Origin of the sequence: Mobilicoccus sp. (assembly GCF_032060985.1) — a bacterium.
In the GTDB taxonomy this organism is placed as follows: Bacteria; Actinomycetota; Actinomycetes; order Actinomycetales; family Dermatophilaceae; genus Mobilicoccus.
This window is the reverse complement of sequence record NZ_DAMBGD010000014.1, coordinates 33,919-55,958: the sequence shown is the minus strand read 5'-3', so window position 1 is coordinate 55,958 and position 22,040 is coordinate 33,919. Positions and strand designations below refer to the sequence as shown.

Annotated in this window: 19 protein-coding genes; 9 read left to right on the top strand and 10 right to left on the bottom strand. The window is 73.2% G+C overall.

What is annotated here, in order from left to right:
- Positions 1 to 115: 115 nt before the first annotated feature.
- From amrB to RT054_RS11490, 6 genes are all read left to right on the top strand, one after another.
- Entirely contained in the window at positions 116 to 946 is an 831-nt protein-coding gene (gene amrB / locus RT054_RS11515) for an AmmeMemoRadiSam system protein B (protein WP_313023681.1), read from the top strand.
- Complete coding sequence (gene amrA / locus RT054_RS11510) at positions 943 to 1,527, top strand: AmmeMemoRadiSam system protein A (RefSeq protein WP_312720471.1); 585 nt, start codon at positions 943 to 945, stop codon at positions 1,525 to 1,527. The genes amrB and amrA overlap by 4 nt, the downstream gene beginning before the upstream one ends.
- Positions 1,524 to 2,717: an AmmeMemoRadiSam system radical SAM enzyme gene (gene amrS, locus RT054_RS11505; protein ID WP_313023680.1), complete on the top strand. Its 1,194-nt coding sequence runs from the start codon at positions 1,524 to 1,526 to the stop codon at positions 2,715 to 2,717. Before amrA ends, amrS begins: the two co-directional genes overlap by 4 nt.
- A gap of 58 nt (positions 2,718 to 2,775) precedes the next feature.
- On the top strand, positions 2,776 to 4,458 hold the full coding sequence (pgi, locus tag RT054_RS11500) for a glucose-6-phosphate isomerase (RefSeq protein WP_313023679.1): 1,683 nt from the start codon (positions 2,776 to 2,778) through the stop codon (positions 4,456 to 4,458).
- A gap of 266 nt (positions 4,459 to 4,724) precedes the next feature.
- Complete coding sequence (locus RT054_RS11495) at positions 4,725 to 5,810, top strand: YeeE/YedE family protein (RefSeq protein WP_313023677.1); 1,086 nt, start codon at positions 4,725 to 4,727, stop codon at positions 5,808 to 5,810.
- 110 nt (positions 5,811 to 5,920) lie between these two features.
- Positions 5,921 to 6,148, top strand: a complete 228-nt coding sequence (locus RT054_RS11490; RefSeq protein WP_312720460.1) for a sulfurtransferase TusA family protein — start codon at positions 5,921 to 5,923, stop codon at positions 6,146 to 6,148.
- 106 nt (positions 6,149 to 6,254) lie between these two features.
- On the opposite strand, the gene RT054_RS11485 is transcribed toward RT054_RS11490, so the two are convergent.
- The 3 genes from RT054_RS11485 to efp all read right to left on the bottom strand — a co-directional run bounded on the left by RT054_RS11485 (position 6,255) and on the right by efp (position 8,055).
- Positions 6,255 to 6,464: a DUF3072 domain-containing protein gene (locus RT054_RS11485; protein WP_313023735.1), complete on the bottom strand. Its 210-nt coding sequence runs from the start codon at positions 6,462 to 6,464 to the stop codon at positions 6,255 to 6,257.
- A 266-nt stretch (positions 6,465 to 6,730) separates the two neighbouring features.
- Positions 6,731 to 7,495: a transcription antitermination factor NusB gene (nusB, locus tag RT054_RS11480; RefSeq protein WP_313023676.1), complete on the bottom strand. Its 765-nt coding sequence runs from the start codon at positions 7,493 to 7,495 to the stop codon at positions 6,731 to 6,733.
- Positions 7,495 to 8,055 (bottom strand): elongation factor P, encoded by a 561-nt coding sequence (efp, locus tag RT054_RS11475; protein WP_312720456.1) that lies wholly within the window; start codon positions 8,053 to 8,055, stop codon positions 7,495 to 7,497. The genes nusB and efp overlap by 1 nt, the downstream gene beginning before the upstream one ends.
- 236 nt (positions 8,056 to 8,291) lie before the next feature.
- On the opposite strand from efp, the gene RT054_RS11470 reads away from it, so the two are divergent.
- Entirely contained in the window at positions 8,292 to 10,040 is a 1,749-nt protein-coding gene (locus RT054_RS11470) for an ABC transporter substrate-binding protein (protein ID WP_313023675.1), read from the top strand.
- A gap of 47 nt (positions 10,041 to 10,087) precedes the next feature.
- On the opposite strand, the gene RT054_RS11465 is transcribed toward RT054_RS11470, so the two are convergent.
- On the bottom strand, positions 10,088 to 13,921 hold the full coding sequence (locus tag RT054_RS11465) for an ATP-binding cassette domain-containing protein (protein ID WP_313023674.1): 3,834 nt from the start codon (positions 13,919 to 13,921) through the stop codon (positions 10,088 to 10,090).
- Positions 13,922 to 14,126: 205 nt separating this feature from the next.
- Between RT054_RS11465 and RT054_RS11460 the strand changes: the two genes are divergently transcribed.
- A complete protein-coding gene (locus tag RT054_RS11460; protein WP_313023673.1) occupies positions 14,127 to 15,434 on the top strand; it encodes a histidine kinase in 1,308 nt (435 codons plus the stop codon).
- Complete coding sequence (locus tag RT054_RS11455) at positions 15,431 to 16,135, top strand: response regulator transcription factor (protein ID WP_312720446.1); 705 nt, start codon at positions 15,431 to 15,433, stop codon at positions 16,133 to 16,135. Before RT054_RS11460 ends, RT054_RS11455 begins: the two co-directional genes overlap by 4 nt.
- Positions 16,136 to 16,222: 87 nt before the next feature.
- Here the strand turns inward: RT054_RS11455 and aroB are convergent, their stop codons facing one another.
- From aroB to ruvX, 6 genes are all read right to left on the bottom strand, one after another.
- The gene (gene aroB / locus RT054_RS11450; RefSeq protein ID WP_313023672.1) at positions 16,223 to 17,371 is read right to left on the bottom strand and encodes a 3-dehydroquinate synthase; all 1,149 of its coding nucleotides are present in this window, start codon (positions 17,369 to 17,371) and stop codon (positions 16,223 to 16,225) included.
- Entirely contained in the window at positions 17,371 to 17,937 is a 567-nt protein-coding gene (locus tag RT054_RS11445; protein ID WP_313023671.1) for a shikimate kinase, read from the bottom strand. Before RT054_RS11445 ends, aroB begins: the two co-directional genes overlap by 1 nt.
- Positions 17,934 to 19,148 (bottom strand): chorismate synthase, encoded by a 1,215-nt coding sequence (gene aroC, locus RT054_RS11440; protein ID WP_313023670.1) that lies wholly within the window; start codon positions 19,146 to 19,148, stop codon positions 17,934 to 17,936. Before aroC ends, RT054_RS11445 begins: the two co-directional genes overlap by 4 nt.
- A gap of 68 nt (positions 19,149 to 19,216) precedes the next feature.
- Positions 19,217 to 20,092: a shikimate dehydrogenase gene (locus RT054_RS11435; protein WP_313023669.1), complete on the bottom strand. Its 876-nt coding sequence runs from the start codon at positions 20,090 to 20,092 to the stop codon at positions 19,217 to 19,219.
- On the bottom strand, positions 20,086 to 21,537 hold the full coding sequence (gene mltG, locus RT054_RS11430) for an endolytic transglycosylase MltG (RefSeq protein WP_313023668.1): 1,452 nt from the start codon (positions 21,535 to 21,537) through the stop codon (positions 20,086 to 20,088). Before mltG ends, RT054_RS11435 begins: the two co-directional genes overlap by 7 nt.
- Complete coding sequence (ruvX, locus tag RT054_RS11425; protein WP_313023667.1) at positions 21,534 to 22,034, bottom strand: Holliday junction resolvase RuvX; 501 nt, start codon at positions 22,032 to 22,034, stop codon at positions 21,534 to 21,536. Before ruvX ends, mltG begins: the two co-directional genes overlap by 4 nt.
- Between the last annotated feature and the right edge of the window lie 6 nt (positions 22,035 to 22,040).

Below are 22,040 nucleotides of genomic sequence, written 5' to 3'. Positions count from 1 at the left end.
TTGTGCCGGGGCAGCACGACGACACCAACCGGCGACGCGCCCGGTGGGGAACGTCACCGGCACGGGTGTCCTCCGCCTCGGACGCCGGCGGTCCCGAGGGCGCACCATGGGGACCATGACGACCGGTGTGCGTGTGCCCGCCGTGGCGGGGTTGTTCTACGACGACGATCCGGGTGCGTTGCAGGAGTCGCTCGATCGGCTCCTGTCGGAGGCGCGCAGCCGGGTGCCGCTCACGCCCGCGGAGGAGCCCGCGAGGCTCCGGGCCCTGCTCGCCCCGCACGCGGGCTACGTCTACTCCGGGCCGACCGCCGCCGCCGGATACCTGCGGGTGGGGCGGTGTCGGGAGCGGATCTCCCGCGTCGTGCTCCTCGGGCCCGTCCATCGGGTGCCCGTCCGCGGTCTGGCCCACCCCGAGGTGCAGGCGTTCGCGACGCCGCTGGGCGAGGTGCCGGTCGAGCCCGTCCCGGCGGCCCTGCGCACCGCGTTCCCTCAGCTGCTCGACTCGCGTCTCGCCCACGCCCAGGAGCACTCCCTCGAGGTGCACGTCCCGTTCCTCCAACGCGTCCTGACGTCCTTCACTCTCCTCCCCCTCGTGGTCGGGGGCATCGACGCCGACTCCGTCGCCGACGTCCTGGACGCCGTGGTCGGGGACGACGCGACGATGCTCGTCGTCAGCTCGGACCTCTCGCACTACCTTCCCTACGACGAGGCCGTCCGCGTGGACGCGGGCACCCTCGCTCAGGTCGAGGCGCTCGACCCGTCGATCCGCGCCGAACAGGCCTGCGGCGCCGCCCCACTCACCGGCGTCCTCGCCTGGGCGCGGCGACACGGACTCGTGCCACGGCTCGTCGAGGCGTGCAACTCCGGCGACACCGCGGGTGATCGGCGGCGGGTGGTCGGATACGCGTCGGTGACGTTCAGCGATCCCGACGGAGCGGCGCCGTGAACCCGCGGACCGATGCGGACCGTCTCCCCGACGACGCGGGCGCGATCCTGCTCCCCCTCGCCCGGGCGGCGATCGCTCGCGACCTCGACCTCCCTGCCCCACCCGTCGCCGAATCCCCAACGGACACCTCGTGGTTGGACGTTCCGGGCGCCTCGTTCGTCACACTTCACCGGGCTGGTCGCCTGCGTGGCTGCATCGGCAGCCTCGAGGCGTACCGACCCTTGCGCACGGACGTCGAGGCGAACGCCCGCTCGGCCGCGTTCCGCGACCCACGGTTCTCACCGCTCACGCCGCCCGAGCTCGCCGAGGTGCGCATCGAGGTCTCCGTGCTCTCGGCGCCGGTCCGGCTGCCGGTCTCGGCGGAGGCGGAGGTGCGCGCCGCACTCCGGCCGGGGGTCGACGGCGTCGTCCTCGAACACCGTGGCCGACGCGGCACGTTCCTGCCGCAGGTGTGGGCTCAGCTGCCCGACCCGGCGACCTTCCTCGATCACCTGCGCGCCAAGGCCGTTCTGCCCGAAGGGTTCTGGGACGACGAGACGGTCGTCTCGACGTACACCGTCACGTCCTGGGAGGAGTCGTGAGCACCCCGGGCGAGGCCCCCTCCGGCGTCCCCGCCCGGTACTGGCACACCCTCGACGACGGCCGGGTGCAGTGCGACCTCTGTCCGCGAGAGTGCCGGTTGCGACCCGGTCAGCGCGGCTTCTGCTTCGTCCGCGCGGCCGGGCAGGACGGCCTCGTCCTCACGACGTACGGGCGGTCCTCCGGCTTCTGCATCGACCCGATCGAGAAGAAGCCGCTCGCCCACTTCCTCCCGGGCACGTCGGTCCTCTCGTTCGGCACGGCCGGCTGCAACCTCGGCTGTCGGTTCTGCCAGAACCACGAGATCAGCACCTCGCGCCACACCGACTCCCTCGCCGCGCAGGCCTCGCCGGAGGCCATCGCCGTCGCGGCGCGGGAACACGGCTGCCGCAGCGTCGCGCTCACCTACAACGACCCGGTGATCGTCGCCGAGTACGGCATCGACGTCGCGCGGGCCTGCCGGGAGCGCGGACTCGCCTCGATCGCCGTGACCGCGGGCTACGTCCAGGGCGAGGCACGGCGCGAGTTCTTCGCCCACATGGACGCGGCGAACGTCGACCTCAAGGGCTTCACCGAGGAGTTCTACGCGCGGGTCACCGGGGGCCGCCTGGCCACGGTGCTCGACACCCTCACGCATCTCGCCTCGAGCGGCGTGTGGCTCGAGATCACAACGCTGCTCATCCCCGGCGTCAACGACTCGACCGCCGAACTCGAGGCGATGTCCTCCTGGCTCGTCGCCCACCTCGGGCCCGACGTTCCCCACCACTTCTCGGCGTTCCACCCCGATCACCGGATGACCGACGTCGACCGCACCCCCCTCGCCACGCTGCTGCGGGCCCGCGAGATCGCCCGGGCCGCCGGCGAGCGGTACGTCTACACGGGCAACGTCGTCAACCCCGAGGGTGAGGCGACCCGCTGTCCGGGGTGCGGCCTCGACGTCGTCGAACGCGACCGCTACCGCGTCCTCGCCTACCGCCTGCGGGTCGATCCCCGCGTCCCCCGCGGGCGGCACGAGGCCCGCGACGCGCACGATGACAGGCGCGGATCCGAGCACGGGACCCGGCGATACGACCACGCACGGGGCCGCTGTCCCCGGTGTGGGCACGTCGTCCCCGGGGTCTTCGAGGAATCGCCCGGTACCTTCGGCCCCCGGCGTCTCCCGATCACGATCGGCCCGCGGCCGGCCGACTAGGCTGAACGCGAACGCGCTCGACGCGGGCGCGGCCGCGACGCGAGGAGGCCACCGTCCAATGACCACGCCGATCGACCCGACCGAGACCACCGCCTGGGCCACGCTGTCCCAGCTCGAGGGATGGCTCGACGCCGACCTCCGCCGCTGGTTCGACGAGGACCCCCAGCGTGCCGAGCGGCTGTCGTTCACCGCCGCCGACCTGCACGTCGACCTGTCCAAGAACCTCATCACCGACGAGGTCGTCAGTGCCCTCCTCGAGCTCGCCCGTGACGTCCGGCTGACCGAGCGCCGCGACGCGATGTTCGCCGGCGAGCGCATCAACGTCACCGAGAACCGCGCGGTCCTCCACACGGCGCTGCGTCGCCCCACCGGTATGAGCCCCGCGCTCACCGTCGACGGGCAGAAGGTCGACGAGGACGTCCACGCCACCCTCGAACGCGTCTACGCGTTCGCCGAGAAGGTCCGTTCCGGGGAGTGGACCGGTGTCACCGGCAAGCGCATCGAGACGGTCGTCAACATCGGCATCGGCGGCTCCGACCTCGGGCCGGTCATGGTGTACGAGGCGCTCCAGCCGTACGTGCAGGAGGGCCTCGAGTGCCGCTTCGTCAGCAACATCGACCCCACCGACGTCGCCGAGAAGACCCGCGGCCTCGACCCCGAGACCACGCTGTTCATCGTCGCGAGCAAGACGTTCACGACGCTGGAGACCCTCACCAACGCGCGCCTCGCCAAGTCCTGGCTGCTGCGCAGCCTCGAGGAGGCCGGGGCGATCTCCGGGGCCGAGTCGCACGGCGAGGCCGTCGCCCGGCACTTCGTCGCCGTGTCGACGGCGCTGGACAAGGTCGCCGAGTTCGGCATCGACACCGACAACGCGTTCGGGTTCTGGGACTGGGTCGGCGGCCGGTACTCCGTGGACTCCGCGATCGGCACCGTGCTCGCCGTCGCGATCGGGCCGGAGCACTTCGCCGACCTCCTCGCGGGGTTCCACGCGATGGACGAGCACTTCCGCACCACCGAGCTCGAGAAGAACGTCCCGGTCCTCATGGGGATGCTCAACGTGTGGAACGTCAACTTCCTCGAGGCCGAGACCCATGCCGTCCTCCCCTACGCGCAGTACCTGCACCGGTTCCCGGCCTATCTGCAGCAGCTCACGATGGAGTCCAACGGCAAGTCCGTGCGCTGGGACGGCACGCCCGTCACCTGCCTCACCGGTGAGGTCTTCTGGGGCGAGCCCGGCACGAACGGTCAGCACGCGTTCTACCAGCTCATCCACCAGGGCACCCGCATCGTGCCGGCCGACTTCATCGCCGTCGCCAACCCGGCGCACCCGTTGAAGGACGGCGAGGCCGACGTCCACGAGCTGTTCCTCGCCAACTTCTTCGCGCAGACCGCGGCGCTCGCGTTCGGCAAGACCGCCGACGAGGTGCGCGCCGAGGGCACCGACGAATCCGTCATCCCTGCGCGCGTGTTCGAGGGCAACCGGCCGACGACGTCGATCATGGCGCCGGCGCTCACCCCCAGTGTGCTCGGCCAGCTCATCGCCCTCTACGAGCACATCACGTTCGTCCAGGGCATCGTCTGGGGCATCGATTCCTTCGACCAGTGGGGTGTGGAGCTCGGCAAGCAGCTCGCCACCCGCATCACCCCCGCGGTCGCCGGGGACGCCGAGGCGCTCGAGGCGCAGGACCCCTCGACCCGGGCGCTCATCTCCTACTACCGCGAGCACCGCACGACCGCCTGACACATCCCCATACCGGAGTCTCGGGGGCGCCGCGACGCAGGTCGTCACGGCGCCCCCGAGGCGTGTCCGGGCTGCCTCGACACGGGGCTCCGTCAGATCCTGTACATAAGTCTGCATTATGAGATCCATTTGATCTGGAATACCTCGGGCGAGATGGTCGTTGCCGCCCCATGACGCCCCTCCGGCGCCGGACCCACACGGTGGCAGCGCCGTTCAGGTCGTTGCCGTCCGCCGCGTCCGCCTCTCACCTTCGAGGAGTTCCCCCCATGATCATCACCGGCCTGCTTCTCGGCGCGGTGCTCGGCTTCGTGCTCCAGCGGGGTCGCTTCTGCGTCACCGGCGCGTTCCGGGACGTGTTCGTCACCCGCAACACCCGCTGGCTCACCGCGTTCCTCATCGTCGTCGCCGTCCAGAGCGTCGGGATCTTCGCGCTCGTCGGCCTCGGGGCGATCCACCCCGTGACCAAGGACCTCCCGATCCTCGCCGTGATCCTCGGCGGGTTCGTGTTCGGGTTCGCCATCGTCATGGCCGGCGGCTGCGCGACCGGCACGTACTACCGCGCGGGCGAGGGGCTCGTCGGTAGCTGGCTCGCCCTCATCACGTACGCCGGGGCCAGCGCGATGATGAAGACCGGCCTGCTCAAGGGGTTCAACGACGGGGTCCGCTCGGTCACCGTGCCGCTGCGTTCGATCCACGAGACGCTCGGTGTCTCGCCGTGGGTGCTCGTCACCGTGCTCGTCGCCGCGGTCGGGATGGCCGCCCACCACCACCTGAGCAAGCCCAAGCGCGTCGTCGCGACCCTGCCCCCGCGCCGCACCGGGCTCGCCCACCTGCTGCTCGAGAAGCCCTGGCACCCCTTCGCGACCGCGCTCGTCATCGGCGCCATCGCGATCGCCGCATGGCCGCTGTCGACCGCGACCGGGCGCAACGACGGCCTCGGCATCACCACCCCGAGCAGCAACCTCGTCAACCTGCTCGTCACGGGCGAGGCGACGTACCTGGACTGGGGGACGATGCTCGTCCTCGGCCTGCTCGTCGGTTCGTTCATCGCCGCCAAGGCGAGTGGTGAGTTCCGCGTCCGGGTGCCCTCGGCGCAGATCGCCGTGCGCTCGGTCACCGGCGGTGTGCTCATGGGGGTCGGCGCCTCGCTCGCCGGAGGCTGCACGATCGGCAACGCCATGGTGCAGACCGCCCAGTTCACCTACCAGGGGTGGCTCGCGTTCGCGTTCATGCTCCTCGGCACCGGTGCCGCCGCCAAGGTCTTCATCATCGGTCACCGCGGCGCCGAACAGGTCCGCCCCGGCACCTCGGCCGCCGAGACCTCCGAGACCACCGTCACCGCCGGCGTCTGAGCCCGATGGCGACCGCCGGCTCCGCCGGTCGACGGTCCCCGTCCCCTGTTCCCCGTTCCCTGTTCCCTGTTCCCGTCGACCGGTTCCCCCGGTCAGGAAGGAGGCCGACCATGGCCACCCGCATCCTCGAGACCGAAGGTCAGGTCTGCCCGTTCCCTCTCGTCGAGGCCAAGCAGGCGATGAGCGAACTCGCCATCGGCGACGACCTCGTCATCGGCTTCGACTGCACCCAGGCGACCGAGGCCATCCCCACGTGGGCCGCCGACAACGGCTACCCCGTCACCCACTTCGACCGCACGGGTGACGCGAGCTGGACGATCACCGTCCAGAAGGCCTGACCGCACACGGCGCCACGAGCACCCGGCCGGCACGGAGCACCTCCGTGCCGGCCGGTCGTGTATGGCGGGACCTGCCGCGCTCGTGGGGTCGGCGGAGGTCAGCGGCTCACGAGTTCCGTCCCCGCCCGGTCCTGCCCTGAAGACGGTCGATGTGCTCGGAGGCCTCGGCCTTGGTGAGGTCGGCAGGGAGGGTCTCCCCGGCCTCCCGCGCGAGGGTGTCGAGGTAGCTCTTCTGCGCACCGGTCATCGGTTCGTCGCCGGTGACCCACTGCGAGGGGTCCTTCTCGGTGGAGTTTCCCGGTGCGCCGGCGCCGATGACCTCGCCCTGGGAGTCGGTCGGCGCCTCCCCCCGCTGATCGGGGTGGGCGGCGCCACGGGCCGGGTCGCCACCCGCGACGGCGTTGCCACCACCGATGACGTCGTCGGGGCCGGTGATCTGGTCGTCGGGATCGCGCTGAGGCATGGTGTCGTCGGTCATGGTCGTCACCCTAGAGCGGGGGACCGACGACCGCCCGGCGCCGGATGCACGTCAGCGGGCGCCGACCACGTCGGCGCGGTCTGCACCCGAGACCCGGCGCCTTCTCAGGCGGTCTCCTCGATGCGGGAGAGGAGCCCGTTGACGAACGAGGGAGAGTCGTCGGTCGAGAGCACCTGGGCGATGACGACGGCCTCCGACACGGCGACGCCGCCGGGGACGTCGTCGTTGTGGAGGATCTCCCACGTGCCCACGCGCAGGATGGCGCGGTCGACCGCGGGCATCCGCGAGAGGCGCCATCCACGGCTGTAGGTCTCGAGGGTCTCGCCGATCTCGACCCAGTGCTCGACGACGCCACGCACGCACTCGACGGTGTACTCCCGCAACGGGGTCTGCGTCGTCGGACGGGCCACCCGCTCGTCCAACAGCGTGCCGGCGTTCATGCCGCGCTGCTCGGCCTCGTAGAGCAGCTCGACGGCGGCCTTGCGGGCCTTGCTGCGCGCCGAGGTGAGTCGGCCACGCTCGCCGCGCCGCGGCGTCTCCTCGGAGAGCACCGCGCCCTCCGGAAGGGAGGACGGCACCGGCAGCGGGCCGGAGGACCATTCCTCCTCCTCGTCCGGCTCGGCGTCGCGAAGGTCGTCCTCGTGAGGGGCCTCGACCTCCCGCCCGGCGTCGCCCTCCGGCGCACCGGCGGCCTCGGCGGCTCCGGAACCGGGCTCGGCCTCCGCCTGCGCCTCGCGCGCCTGGGCCTCACGGAACGCGAGCTCGTCGATCCCGCGCCCGGCGGAGGGGGCCGAGGGGTCGGCGGCGTCCCGCGGCTCCCGCGCCGGGTCGGGCACGGGAGCCGAGGAGAACTCGAGCCGGTCGGTCATCAGTTGACGCGACCGAGGTAGCTGCCGTCGCGGGTGTCGACCTTGACCTTGGTGCCCGTCTCGAGGAACAGCGGCACCTGGATCTCGGCGCCGGTCTCGAGGGTGGCGGGCTTGGTGCCCCCGGTCGAGCGGTCGCCCTGCAGACCCGGCTCGGTGTAGGTGATCTCGAGCTCGACCGAGGTCGGGAGCTCGACGAACAGCGGGCTGCCCTCGTGCGTGGCGACGACGGCCTCCTGGTTCTCCAGCATGTACTTCTCGGCGTCGCCGACGACCGTGTTGCTCACGTGGATCTGGTCGAAGGTCTTGCCGTCCATGAAGACGAACTCGTCGCCGTCCTTGTACAGGTACTGCATCGTGCGCTTGTCGACGTTGCTCGTCTCGACCTTCGTGCCCGCGTTGAAGGTCTTGTCGATGATCTTGCCCGACATGACGTTCTTCATCTTGGTGCGGACGAAGGCCGGGCCCTTGCCCGGCTTGACGTGCTGGAACTCGAGCACGGTCCACAGCTGGCCCTCGATCTTGAGCACCATGCCGTTCTTCAGGTCGTTCGTGGTCGCCACGTAAGGATCTCTCTGTCGTCGGGATCGAGCGTCGGGGCGCGAGGGCTCGGTCGTGAGCGGCAGCTCGCGCGGGTGCCGCGAGGTCGATCGCGGCGGAACCCGCACGATTCTACCGGGGCCGCGCGCCCGCTCCGCCCAGGCGTCCCCTGCGGCCTCCTCGCCCTGCGAGAATGACGACGACTGCGCCCGGCTCCCGGGCGTGCCCCAGCCATCCGCCACCGGCCCGAGGAGGTGTCGTGAGCGAGCCGCGCCCGCCACGCCCCGGCAGCGCCTCCCGGCGACCTCGCCGGGTCGCCGGTCGTGTCGACCCGCGGGGCCGCCTCCGATCGCTGGGCGTCGCCGTGGTCGCCGCCCTGCTGCCCGTCGGCCTCACCGCGTGCTCGGCGCCGGACGAGCAGACCCCACCGGCCGCCACCTCACCGACCCACACCCCCGAGGCCGGCGACCCCGTCGTCGTCGGCGCCCTCCCTCGGCCCGGCCGCTTCGATCCCACCGACACCCAGGATCCCGGCACCGCCCGGATCGCGGACCTCCTGCAGCGGGGCCTGTTCCGTTACGACACCAAGGGCAAGGCGATCCCCGAGGTCGCGACCGCCGTGGAGACCACCGACCACCGCGTCTACCAGGTGACCCTCGCGCAGGGGTGGCGGTTCTCCGACGGAGAGGCGGTGACCGCGGATTCGTTCGTCGACGCGTGGAACCGTCTCGCCGACCCCACCCGTCCCAGGCGCCAGCGGGACCTGCTCGCGCCCGTGCACGGTTTCGTCCCGGTGGACCCCGCCGCCGCACCGACGCGCGCGGCCGCACCCCCCGGGCTGCCGGCCGGTCGCTCCCCCGGCCTGTCGGGCCTCACGGTGACCGGTCCGCACACGTTCACGATCACCCTCACCCACACTCACCCGGGGTTCGAGCAGCGGCTCGGCGACGTCGCGCTCGCGCCGCTTCCCGACGTCGCGTTCACCGACCCCGACGGGTTCGCCCACCGACCCGTGGGCAACGGGCCCTACCTCCTCGAGGGGACGTGGAACGCCGGGGACACCCTCACCCTCAAGCCGAACCGGGCCTACACGGCGGGCGACCCGGCCCTCAACCCCGGTCTGGAGTTCCGCACCTACACCGACCCGGCCGTGGCCCTGCGCGACGTGCGCGAGGGGCGCCTCGACGTCCTCGACGTGCTCCCCACCGAGGCGCTGCCCACCTACCTCGACACGTTCGGCACCCACGCGGTCGACCAGCCCGTCGGCCGAGCCACGGGGATCGCGTTCCCGGTGACGCGCGAACCGTGGACCGGGCCTGCCGGCAGTGCCCGCCGCACCGCGATCTCGATGGCGCTCGACCGGGAGACCCTCGGGCGCGAGGTGTACGGACGGACCCGCGACGTCGCGACCGACCTCGCCCCGCCCGTCGTCGAGGGCCACTACCAGGACCTCTGCGGGGCGGCCTGCCGCCTCGACGCCGACGCGGCGCAGGACCTCCTCGAGGGTGCGGGCGGGCTGCCCGGCGGCCTCACGATCGCCTACGCCGCCGACCACGACGAGGGTCCCGCCGTCACGGCGATCTGCGCCGACCTGCAGACCCATCTGCGCATCGCGTGCACCGGGCGCGCCTACCCCTCCTCGGAGGCGCTGCGGCAGGCCGTGGCGACCGGTACCGAGACCGGGCCCCGCCTCACGACCTGGCAGATGGCCTTCCCGCTCCTGGAGAACTTCCTCACGCCGCGGTTCGCGAGCGGGGCCATGACCAACGACACCGGTTACGACGACCCGACGACCGATGTCGCCCTCGCACGCGCGGTCACCCTCGACGGCACCGAACGGGTCGCCCGGCTCCAGGCCGCCGAGCGGCGCATCCTCACCGCCATGCCCGTCGTGCCACTGTTCGACGTCCACGTCGCGGCGGTCTCCTCGCCGGGGGTCACCGACGTGCGCTACGACGTCTTCGGCGACCCGGCGTACACGCAGATCACCCGGCCCCGGGAGAAGTGACCCGGCCCGCACCCGCGGGCGCGGTCACTCCCCCGGTGTCCGGCGACTCAGCCGGCCAGGTGACTCCACCTCGACGCCAACGACGCCCACGGCCCCACCGCCGCGACGCGGCCCTCGACGAGGACGACGACCCGGTCCGCCTGCGCGAGGGCGGCCCGCTTGGAGCTCGCCCCGACGACCGTCGTCGAGCGGACGCGCAACGCCTGCCAGAGCTCGATCTCGGTGCGGGCGTCGAGCGCGGAGGACACGTCGTCGGCGAGGAGGAGTTCGGCCTCGGCCGCGAGCGCGCGGGCGAGGGCGAGGCGCTGCACCTGCCCACCGGAGAGGCGCACTCCGCGGTGTCCCACGACGGAGTACGGTCCTCCCGCGGCCTCGACGTCGGAGTCGAGACGGGCGTCGCTCACGGGCTCCCCGAACGGACGGTCGTCGTGGCCGAGACGGATGTTGTCGGCGAACGTGCCCGAGAGCACCCTCGGTACCTGGGCGACGTAGGAGACCTGCCCGGGGCGGAGGAACAGCTCGGGGTCGTCGATGTCACGGCCGTTCCAGCGCATCGACCCCCGGTGGTCGGTGAGTCCGGCGAGCGCCCGCAGCAGGCTGGACTTGCCCGCGCCCACCTGGCCGACGAGCAGCACGAGCTCGCCGCGGTCGATGTCGAGGTCGACGTCCTCGACGCCGATCGTGCCGTCCTCGTGGACCGCCGACAGACCGCGGAGGGAGAGCCGCTCGAGGGGGACCCGCGGCACGTGCGGGGGCTCGGGTGCCTCTCCGGTGAGGAGGTCGACCCCGGGCGGCAGGTCGACGAGGTCGACCCCTCCGGCCATCCGGCTCGTCGCGACCTGCCACGCCCGCGTGCCGGGGGCCTCGGTGACGACCGCGCCGGCGACCCGCCCGAACCAGTCGAAGCCGTTGACGGCGTTGACGACGAGCAGCGCCGTCGCGAGACCCCACCGGCCGCCGATGACGGCCGCCCACGCGGCGACCGCGCCCGCCTGGACCATGACGGTGGGAACTCCGTCGAGCAGGGCCTGGACGCGGTGCTCGCGCACGGCCGCCTCGACGCGCCCGGCGTCGACGGCGCGCAGGTGGCGCCGGATCTGCGGGGTGCGCCCCGCGAGCTTGACCGTGCGCGCCGATTCGAGTGCGGACACGAGCACCCGTCCGAACGTGGCCCGCGCCGCGGAGGCGCGAGCGGCTGATCGACCCGCGACGGGCCGCCCGAGCGCCGAGGCGGACGCGGAGGCGACCATGACGACGATGAGCACGAGGCCGGCGAGCCAGGTGCGGGCGGCGACCGCGGTGACGACGGCGACGAGGAGACCGTTGAGGAAGTCGACCCAGCGGTCGGCGTATCGGGCGTACCGGTCGGAGTCCATCGCGCGGGCGACGACCTCACCCGGCGGCACCTTGGCGAGACGACGCTGGTCGGTCTGTCCCACGAGCACCGCCATGCGAACCCGGAGCAACACCTCAACCCACCAGCGCGGGTAGCGCACGATCGCGACGGCCAACGCGATCGGACCGACGAGTGTCGAGGCCACCGCCCCGAGGAGCCACCACCACGGTCGCCCACCGTGGGAGATGCTCTCGACCGTGTGACCCCACGCGTAGCCGGTGAGGCTGCCCGTCGCGCCCGTGAGCGCGAAGACGGAGAACAGGGCGACGGCGACGAGGCCCCACGGCGGACGCACGAGCAGCGCACTGACGACGCCGCGCGCGAGCGACGGCCCGTCACCGGGGTCGCGGGCCTCGGGCACCTCGCCGCGGCGCCGCGCCGTGCCGAGGGCCGCCGGTGCCTCACCCGTGACCGAACGCGTCTCGTCCTCGACGCCGTCCGGTGAGCCGACCTCGCGTGTATCGACGTCGGGTGCATCGGCGTCCCACGTCGGCACCCGGACGTGGACATCGTCGTCGGCCAGGACGGCGTCGGTCGTGGCGCGCACCGTGGGATCCGGGGCGGCAGCCGGGCCGGTCGTGCCGCCGGCGGCCTCGGCCGGGTCGAGGTCGGGATACACCGAGGCGACGGCCGGGTGCCGGGGATTCGCGCCCGAGGGTGTCGTCTCGTCGTCGGGGCCCACCCCACCCGCACCGCCGTGTGCGTCCCGCCCACGGTGCTCGGCCTGCGGGCTGACGTCGACGACACCGTCCGGCGTCGTGGCGGCGGCGTCGAGGAGGTCACGGTAGGGGCCGGCGGTCTCGGCGAGCTCGGCGCGGGGGCCGGCCTGGACGACCCGGCCGGCGGCGAGGACGGCCACGAGATCGGCGCGGGCGATCGTCGAGAGACGGTGCGCGATGAGGATGCCGGTGCGGCCGCGGAGCAGGCGGTCGGACGCGGCGACGACGCGTGCCTCCGTGAGCGGATCCATGCGGGCGGTGGCCTCGTCGAGGACGACGAGCTGCACGTCGCGCATGAGCAGCCGGGCGAAGGCGAGCAGCTGTTCCTCGCCGGCCGACAGCGTCGTGCCGCCCGGGCCGAGGAGGGTGTCGAGGCCGTTCTCCAGCCCGGCCACCCAGTCGGTGAGGCCGAGTTCGTCGACGACGGCCTCGATGCGGTCGGTGGGGATCTCGGCGAACAGGGTGATGTTCTGAGCGAGGGTGCCGGCGAGGATCTCGGTGCGTTGGGTGACGACGCCGACGGCGTGCCGCAGGGCCTCGAGGTCGAGGTCGAGGACGTCGGTGCCGCCGAGGAGGACGTCGCCGCGGCGCGGTTCGACGGCGCGGGACACGAGCGAGGCGAGGGTCGACTTGCCCGACCCGGTCCGTCCCACGAGGGCGAGGGTGGCACCGGGGGGCACGGCGAGGTCGACGTCCTCGAGGGCGAACGTGCCCTCGGCGTAGGCGAAGGACACGTGGCGAAACTCGAGCCCCACGGGCCCGTCGGGCAGTGACTCACCGCCGACCGGCTCCGGTTCGACGGCGAGCATCTGCCGCAGGCGCACGACGGCACCGAGCCCGGCCTGCAGATCCGGGAGTTGTTCGGCGACGCGGCCCACCGAGCCGACGAACGTCGCGGTGATGAGGAACAGGGTGACGAGTTGGGCGAGGGAGAGACGGCCGGTGACCGCGAGGACGACCCCGGCCACCGACACCGCCGCGAGGAGTCCGTGAAGGATGAGCCCGGTGCGCAGGACCACCGACCGTTCGAGGACGAGGACGTCGAGGAAGCGGCGGTGGACCTCCGCCGACAGGGCCGCGAGCCGCCGCACGGCGAACGACTGCCCGAGGCTCGTGCGCAGGTCGTCGCGACCCGCGATGCCCTCCTCGAGGACGGCGGCGTGATCGGTCCACGCGGCCTCCTCGACCACCTTGCGCTCGGTGATCGGGGGGAGCAGGCCGCGGATCGACCAGAACGCGGCGACCGTGAACAGCGGGAACACGATGATCGAGGGCCACCACGTCGCGGTGGCGACGACGAGCATCGGGACGACCGAGATGATCGCGCGGAGCATCATCCACACCTGGAGACGCACGAGAGAGCCGACCTCACGGCTGTCGTCGTCGACGCGGTCGAGCACCTCGCCAACCGCCTGCTCGGAGAGCGCGGGCAGCGGCTGCCCGAGGGCGGCGTCGAGGAGGTCCTCGCGCAGGGCGCCCTCGGCGCGGTCCGCGACCCCGGCCCAGAGGAAACGGCCGAGGGTGTCGAGCACGGCGCCGCCGACGACGCACGCGGCGAACACACCGACGAGCGGCCACGTGACCCCTTCGGCGAGCCGCCCCGCGACGACCGCGCCCAGGGATGTGCCCACCGAGCCGAGCGCGAGGGCGAACAGCGCCGCCCCCGCGGTGACGGAGGCGAGGCGCCGCCACGTCACGGTGCGGGTCGGTGCGGAGGGCCCTGACGCCGGGGCGGATGCGGGCGCGGCGGTCGCAGTGGTGGTCACGTGCATCGATGGTAGGCATCGCCACCGACAGCCTCACCCGATTTTCGGATCCGTGCGCCGGCACCGGACCGCAGGAGCAGCTCGCGACACCGCCGCTCGCCCCGGAACGATCGCCGGACGACGATCGGGCGCCCCGACTTTGGTCGCTCCCATCACCGACCGGAGACCGTGTCGTCGTCCGGCCGTGCCTCCGTACGCTGGACGTATGACGAGCGCGCCGCAGGTCCCGCGCCGATGGGCCGCACGCCCGTCGGTTCTCGGGAAGTACGCCCTCGCCCTGCTCATCACGCTGGGCGTGTGGGCGCTGAACCTCCCCGATGTCGACCCGGCCGCGGCGAGCGACCTGCAGACGGCGATCGTGTGGCTCGACCTCGTCGTCGGGCTCGTGGCCCTGTTCCTGCTCCCGCTGCGGCACCGGTTCCCGGTCGCGCTCTCGGTCGTCCTCTCGTTGTGCCTCGCCGTCTCCGCCGGTGTCACCGGCGCCTGGGCGTTCGCCGCGGTCTCCCTCGGCAAGCGTCGGCGGGTCGCCCCGGCCGTCCTCGTGCTCGTCCTCGCGACCGGCGCCGCCCTCGCCGCCGAGGCGTGGCAACCGAACGGCGAGGCGGGTGACCTGAACCCCACGTGGTGGTGGCTCATCGGCGTCCTCGTCGCCCTCGCCCACAGCCTCGTCCTCGCGGTCGGTTTCTACCTCGGCGCCCGCGCCGACCTGCTCGACTCCCTGCGGGAGCGCGCCGAGACCGCCGAACGCGAACAGCACTCCCGGGCCCTGCAGGCGCGCGCCGCGGAGCGCTCGCGGATCGCGCGGGAGATGCACGACGTCCTCGCGCACCGCATCTCCACGGTCGCCATGCACTCCGGTGCGCTCGCCTATCGCACCGACCTCAGCCCCGAGGAGGTGAGCGGCGCGGCACGGCTCATCCAGGAGAACGCCCACACGGCGCTCGTCGAGCTGCGCGACATCCTCGGTGTGCTGCGCGAGCCGGCGGAGGCCGACGCCGCGAGCACCGACGCCCCGAGCAGCGGCACCGCCCCCGAACCGCCACAGCCGACGATCGCCGACCTGGACACCCTCGTCGCCGACGCCGTCGCCGCCGGTCAGAGCGTCAGCCTCGACCTGGACATCGACCCCGCCGACGTCCCCGACCCCCTGGGTCGCCACGTCTACCGGTCGGTGCAGGAGTGCCTCACCAACGCTCGCAAGCACGCGCCGGGGACGCCGGTCGACATCGGGGTCGAACGGCGTGGGGAGGACCTCGTCGTCACCGTGAGCAACCCCCTGCCCGTGCCCGAGGGCCGCGACGGCCCGAACGCGAGCGGACTCTTCTCCGCCCTGCCGCCCCGCCGGGACCCCGCCGGGGTCGCCACGCCGCAGACCGCGCCGACCAGCGGCCTCGGACTCCTGGGCCTGGGTGAACGCGCCGACCTCGCGGGCGGGCGTCTCGAGCACGGCCCCACCGGTGAGGTGTACCTCACCCGCCTCGTCGTCCCCTGGCCCGAACGGAGTCCCTCATGAGCACGCCCCCTCCCAGCGCCCACGGCCCCGCCCCGGACGGGGCGACCGAGCCGGTCCGGGTGGTCGTCGTCGACGACGACGCCCTCGTGCGTCAGGGCCTCGCGCTCATCCTCGGCGGCGACGGCCCCGTGCGGATCGTCGGCGAGGCCGCCGACGGCATCGAGGCGGAGGACGTCGTCGAACGCACCCGCCCCGACGTCGTGCTCATGGACATCCGCATGCCGCGCCGCGACGGCGTCGCGACGACCCGGGCGTTGCGCTCCCGCCCCCAGGCGCCGCCCGTGCTCGTCCTCACGACGTTCGATGCCGACGACCTCGTGCTCGACGCCCTCCGTGCGGGGGCGTCGGGATTCCTCCTCAAGGCCACGCCCCCGGAGCGCATGGTCGCGGCGATCCTCGCCGTCGCCGCGGGTGAGCCGGCGTTCTCCCCGACCGTCATCGGTCAGGTCGTCGCCGCGGCGACCCGGGGGGACGGTGGCGACCGTCGCCGCGACGCCCTCACCGCGCTGTCCGTGCTCACCGAGCGTGAGCACGAGGTCGCGGTCGCGGTGGGTCGAGGCCTGTCGAACGCGCAGATCTCCGCCGAGCTCTACATGAGCGTGGCGACGGTCAAGGCGCACGTCTCGAAGATCTTCGAGAAGCTCCGCGTCGAGAACCGCGTGCAGATCGCCGTGCGGGTGCACGACGCCGGCCTCCTGTGACCCGTGTGGTCGTCGAACCCGACGACGCTCGCGTAGTCGGGTTCGACGGCTGGTCGTGACCGAGCGGCGCGGACGTGGCGTGTGCGCTCAGGCCCCGGGGCTGCGGACGGCGTCGTAGGCGGCGCGGAGATCCTGGGGCGACGGACCGACGAGGCGGGTGGGTTCCCCGACCCCGTCGAGGACGACGAATCGCAGGGTCGCCCCCCGGGTCTTCTTGTCTCGGCCCATGACGACGAGCAGCTCCTCCCAGCTCGCACCGTCGTAGGACGTCGGCAGGCCGAGGGAGGCGAGGATCCGGCGGTGCCGGGCCACGGTCGTCTCGTCGAGATGTCCGGTGCGCCGCGCGAGTTCGGCGGCGAAGACCATGCCGACCGAGACCGCGTCGCCGTGCCGCCACCGATAGGACTCCGCCTGCTCGATCGCGTGGCCGAAGGTATGGCCGTAGTTGAGGATCTCCCGCAGCGAGGACTCCCGCAGATCGGCGGTGACCACGTGCGCCTTGACCGCGATCTTGCGCTCGACGACCTCCCGCAACACCGGGGAGGCGGGGTCGCGCGCCGCCTGCGGGTCGCCCTCGATGAGGTCGAGGATCACTGGGTCGGCGATGAATCCGCCCTTGACGACCTCGGCGAGCCCCGCCGCCAGATCGCGCGGTGGCAGGGTGGCGAGCACGTCGAGGTCGCACAGGACGCCGACGGGCGGGTGGAACGCGCCGACGAGGTTCTTGCCCTCCGCCGTGTTGATGCCGGTCTTGCCCCCGACGGCCGCGTCGACCATGCCGAGCAGAGTCGTGGGCACGTTGACCAGCGGCACCCCGCGCAGCCAGGTGGCGGCGACGAAGCCGCCGAGATCGGTGACGGCCCCACCGCCGACGGCGACGACGGCGTCGGTGCGCGTGAACCCGGCGCGTCCGAGGACGCCCCACAGCCCCGTGGCGACGTCGATCGTCTTGCCCGCCTCGGCGTCGGGCAGCTCCTCGAGGTGCACCTCGACCCCCCGCGCGGTGAGGACGTCCGCGAGACGTCGCGCGAGTGACTCGACCGGCGCGGCGTGGATGAGCAGGACCCGTGCCGCGGTGGCGGGCACGAGGTCGCGGACCCGCGCAGCGATCCCCCGGCCCACGACGACGTCGTACGCCCCGGCCGTGCCGGGCTCGCCGCCGACGTGGACGACGGTCTCCGTGGCCGGGGAGGCCTCGGGTCCGGTCGTGCCCCCGGGCGTCGTGTGCTCCGTCATCACTCCCCCACCTCCGGTTCCCGCCCCTCGAGGGCGGCGACGATCTGCTCGACGACGTGCTCGACGCTCGCGTCGTCGGTGTCGACCCGCGCCCAGGCGAGCCGTTCGTAGATCGGTCGTCGGTCGGCCATGAGCTGCAGCCACTGCCCGCGCGGGTTGAGCGCGAGCAGCGGGCGGCCCTGGTCGAACCCGGAGCGTCGGGCCGCGTGGCGCAGGCTCACGTCGAGGAAGACCACACGGTGCCCGGCGAGGCGGGCCTGGGTGTCGGGGTCGAGGATCGCCCCGCCACCGAGGGAGACGATCCCGGGGTGCCCGCTGAGGGCGTCGGCGACCGCGTCCCTCTCGAGCCCGCGGAACGCGGCCTCGCCCTGCTCGACGAAGATCTCGGGCACGCTGACCCCGGCGCGCTGCTCGACGAGGTCGTCGGTGTCGACGAGGTCGACCCCGAGTCGGGAGGCGAGCGCGGCCCCCACCGTCGACTTGCCGGCCCCCGGCGGGCCGGTGAGCACGACGAGCGGACGGACCTCTCCCGGACCGGAGGTCCCGGCCTGCGTGGGCGCGCTCATCGCATGCCCTCGGGGATCGAGTCGAGGTAGCCCTCGACGTTGCGCCGCACCTCGGCGACGCTGTCGCCACCGAACTTCTCGGCGACGGCCTCCGCGAGGACGAGGGCGACCATCGCCTCGGCGACGACACCGGCGGCCGGGACCGCACACACGTCGGAGCGCTGATGGATCGCCGTGGCCGCCTCACCGCTCACGACGTCGACGGTGGCGAGGGCCCGCGGCACCGTGCTGATCGGCTTCATCGCGGCGCGCACCCGCAGCACGTCACCGGTGGACATGCCCCCCTCGGTGCCGCCGGCCCGGTTGGTGGCCCGCCGGATGCGACCCTGCTCGTCGCGGGCCATCTCGTCGTGGGCGGCCGAGCCGCGGCGGGTCGCCGTGCGGAATCCGTCCCCGACCTCGACGCCCTTGATCGCCTGGATGCCCATGAGTGCACCGGCGAGCCGGGCGTCGAGCCGCCGGTCCCAGTGGACGTGTGAGCCGAGGCCGGGCGGGCACCCGTAGGCCAGCACCTCGACGACCCCGCCCAGCGTGTCGCCGTCCTTGTGGGCGGCGTCGATCTCGGCGACCATCGCCGCCGACCCGGCCGCCTCGAACGCCCGCACCGGGTCGGTGTCGAGGGCGACGACGTCGTCGGGGCCCGGCAGCGGCGCCGCGTCGGACACCCCCGCTCCGCCGATGGCGACCGTGTGGGACACGAGCCGGATGCCCGCCGTCTGCTCGAGGTAGGCCGCGGCGACGGCACCGAGCGCCACCCGGGCGGCCGTCTCGCGTGCGGAGGCGCGTTCGAGCACGGGACGGGCGTCGCCGAAGGCGTACTTCTGCATGCCCGCGAGGTCGGCGTGACCGGGCCGCGGACGGGTGAGCGGTCGGTTGCGGGCGATCTCCTTGGGGGCGTTGACGTCGTCCGCCGCGGCGTACTCCTCCTCACGCACCGGGTCGGGGCTCATCACCGTCCGCCACTTGGGCCACTCGCTGTTGCCGATGCGCAGCGCGAAGGGCGAGCCGAGGGTGACGCCGTGGCGCAGGCCACCGATGATCTCCAGTTCGTCCTGCTCGAACGCCTGCCGGGCTCCGCGCCCGTGGCCGAGACGACGGCGCGCGAGCGCCTCCTGGATGTCCGCACTCGTGACCTCGACCCCCGAGGGCAACCCCTCGAGGACGGCCATGAGCGCCGGACCGTGTGATTCTCCGGCGGTCAACCAACGCATGGCCGTATCGTTCCACGTCCTACCGACGAGCCTTCGCACTGCTCAGGCGGTGGACGCGGCGCCACCGGTCAGCGGCAGGAGAGTCGGGACCCCAGCGCCTCGGTGAGAGCGGCCCGCATGGCCTCGACCGGCGCCGAACGTCCGGTCATGAGCTCGACCTGCGCCGCGGCCTGGTGGAGCAGCATCTCCGAGCCGGGGACGACGCGCGCCCCGCACGCCCCCGCCCACCGCGCAAGTGGGGTGGGCCAGTCGGCGTAGACGGCGTCGAGGAGGACGGTACTCGTGAGGTCCGTCTCGGGGTCGAAGCCGGCCTCGGCACCGAGCGGTGACCCGGCGGGCAGGGTGGAGACGACGACCGCCGACTCCGCGCAGGCCCGGGACACCGCACCCGGATCGCCGAGACGCACGGTCACCGGCTCGCCGCGGCCGTCCGTCATGCCGAGCCTGGCCGCGAGTGCCGCCGTCGGCGGACGCACCTCCCCGCGGACGGCGAGACGCACCTCCCGGCACCCGAGCCGGGCGAGGGCGTCGAGGGCCGACCGGGCGGTGGCCCCCGAGCCGAGGACGACGGCCCGTCGGACCGTGCCGACCCCGGCCTCGAGGAGTGACCCGACGATGCCGTCGGGATCGGTGTTGGCCGCGACCCACCCGTCCTCGCGGCGCACGAGGGTGTTGGCGGCGCCGATGCGACGGGCCTGCTCGGTGGCCGCGACCGCCAGCTCGAGGGCCGGCTCCTTGTTCGGCATCGTCACCGAGAGCCCCACCCAGTCACCACCGAGATCCTCGACGAAGGTGCGCAGGTCCAGGTCGCCCTCCCCGCCGATGCGGAACCGCTCGTAGGACCATCCGGTGAGCCCGAGGGCGGCGTAGGCGGCCCGGTGCAGCACCGGGGAGAGCGAGTGCTCGACCGGTGCTCCGACGACTCCGGCGCGGTGAGTCAGCACTTGCCCGGGTTCGCCTGGCACCACGCCTGGAACTTGCGCACGTTGGCGTTGTGCTCGTCGTGGGTCTCCGCGAACACGGTCTCGCCCGTGCTGGGGTTGATCGTGACGAAGTAGAGCCACTTGCCCTCGGCCGGTTTGAGGGCGGCCTGCACGGAGGCGGCACCCGGGTTGCCGATCGGCCCCGCGGGCAGTCCGGTGTGCAGGTAGGTGTTGTAGGGGTTGTCGTCCTTGCGGTCGGCGTCGGTCGTCGTGATCGTGCGCTTGCCGACGCCGTAGGACACCGTCGAGTCGAGTTGCAGCGGCATGCGGATCCGGAGGCGGTTCTCGATGACCGCGGCGACCTTGGGCCGGTCCGCGTCGAGACGGGCCTCGGACTCGACGATGCTCGCGATCGTCACGATCTCCTGCATCTTCGAGGCTGGTACGCCGAGCGCGGAGTACCGCGCCACGGCCTGACCGACGAGCTCCTTGAGCTGCTCGGCGGCGGTGGCCTTGGGGGCGAAGGTGTAGGTCGCCGGGAACAGGTACCCCTCGACCTTGCCCTTGGCCGCCGCGGGCAGGCCGATCTCGGCCGGCTTCCGCGACGCCGCGACGTAGTCCTTGACGGGGACGCCGGTCGCCTTCGACAGCTCCGCGAAGACGTCGGTGGCCCGCAGCCCCTCGCGCAGCGTCACGGTGTTCTCGTCGCGCGCCTCTCCGCTGCGCAGTCGGCTGAGCGCGTCGGCGGCCTTCATCTGCGTGGGCAGGACGTAGGTGCCCGGCTGGATCTCGTCGCCGGGGTTCTCGGCGAGGGCCTTCTCGAACGCCTCGGGGGTCTTGACGACCCCGGCCTGCTGCAGCGTCTCCCCGATGGCGCGGCCCGTGTCGCCCTGATGGACGACGACGGTGGCCGAGCCGGATCCCGGTCCCTCGAAGTCCTTGCTCTCCAGCAGCCCACCGACGATCGGGGCGAGGAACTGCACCGCCAGCAACACCCCGGCGAGCACGAGGGCCACGGCGATCCCGAGCACGGCGAACCGGCGCCCGCGCCCGTGGTCGGCGCTCACCGACGTGGCTCCGTGGGCGTGGAACAGGTCTCCGTGCGGGTCGTCGTCGTGCCCGTGCTCGGCGTGCTCGTGCTCGTGCTCATGCTCGAGGTGACCGTGTTCGGGATGCACCTCGTCCACGTGCTCGCCCTCGTGCTCGTGGACGTCGGGCTCGTCGTCGTGCGCCTCGTCACGGGCCGACAGGTGCCCTTCCCCGCGCTGCGCGGCGAGGAGCGCGTCGTAGCGGGGAGCGTCCCGCTCGGTCACGCTCTCCGTGCTCGCGTCTTCGTCGCTCGTGCCCGCACCCCCGGCGTCCGGGTCGTCGAGCGACCGGTCGTCGTGGCCCGGCTGCGGGACGTCGTCCTTCGCGGAGCGCCCGCGTCGGACGTCGTCCGCGTCGGCACCGTCTCGGTCGGTCATCCCTGGGTTCCTTTGCGTCGGGGTTTGCGCGTCGTGACGAGCTCGCCTGGCGGCGCTCCGCCGGCGCGTTCGTGATCGAGTGCGGTCTGGAGGATGAGCACCGCGGCAGCCTGGTCGACCACCTCGCGGTGCCGTCGCCCGGGCCGCCCGCTGTCGTGGAGGTTCCGGTGGGCCGCCACCGTCGTCAGGCGTTCGTCGACGAGCCGGACCGGCACCGGCGCCACGGCGCGTGCGAGGGCCGTGGCGTAGCAACGGGCGTGACCGGCGGCCGCGCCCTCCTCACCGGAGAGGGAGCGTGGCAGACCGACGACGACCTCGAGGGCGCGGTGCTCGCCGACGGCGTCGACGAGGGCCCGCATGTCGTCGCCGTCGACGTCGTCCGGGTCGCTGCGGACGAGGGTCGTGACCGGCGTGGCGAGGACACCGGCAGGGTCGGACCTCGACAGTCCGACCCTGGCCGCGCCCACGTCGACGCCGATCCGTACTCCGGTTCTCACCTGGGC

What these genes read in the sequence shown, in the direction of transcription:
- nusB (WP_313023676.1), bottom strand. Translation starts at nt 7,495, where the DNA reads ATGACCGACCGGCTCGAGTTCTCCTCGGCTCCCGTGCCCGACCCGGCG.
- RT054_RS11490 (WP_312720460.1), top strand. Translation starts at nt 5,921, where the DNA reads ATGGCCACCCGCATCCTCGAGACCGAAGGTCAGGTCTGCCCGTTCCCT.
- amrB (WP_313023681.1), top strand. Translation starts at nt 116, where the DNA reads ATGACGACCGGTGTGCGTGTGCCCGCCGTGGCGGGGTTGTTCTACGAC.
- RT054_RS11445 (WP_313023671.1), bottom strand. Translation starts at nt 17,937, where the DNA reads ATGAGCGCGCCCACGCAGGCCGGGACCTCCGGTCCGGGAGAGGTCCGT.
- RT054_RS11495 (WP_313023677.1), top strand. Translation starts at nt 4,725, where the DNA reads ATGATCATCACCGGCCTGCTTCTCGGCGCGGTGCTCGGCTTCGTGCTC.
- mltG (WP_313023668.1), bottom strand. Translation starts at nt 21,537, where the DNA reads ATGACCGACCGAGACGGTGCCGACGCGGACGACGTCCGACGCGGGCGC.
- RT054_RS11460 (WP_313023673.1), top strand. Translation starts at nt 14,127, where the DNA reads ATGACGAGCGCGCCGCAGGTCCCGCGCCGATGGGCCGCACGCCCGTCG.
- aroB (WP_313023672.1), bottom strand. Translation starts at nt 17,371, where the DNA reads ATGACGGAGCACACGACGCCCGGGGGCACGACCGGACCCGAGGCCTCC.
- pgi (WP_313023679.1), top strand. Translation starts at nt 2,776, where the DNA reads ATGACCACGCCGATCGACCCGACCGAGACCACCGCCTGGGCCACGCTG.
- RT054_RS11455 (WP_312720446.1), top strand. Translation starts at nt 15,431, where the DNA reads ATGAGCACGCCCCCTCCCAGCGCCCACGGCCCCGCCCCGGACGGGGCG.
- aroC (WP_313023670.1), bottom strand. Translation starts at nt 19,148, where the DNA reads ATGCGTTGGTTGACCGCCGGAGAATCACACGGTCCGGCGCTCATGGCC.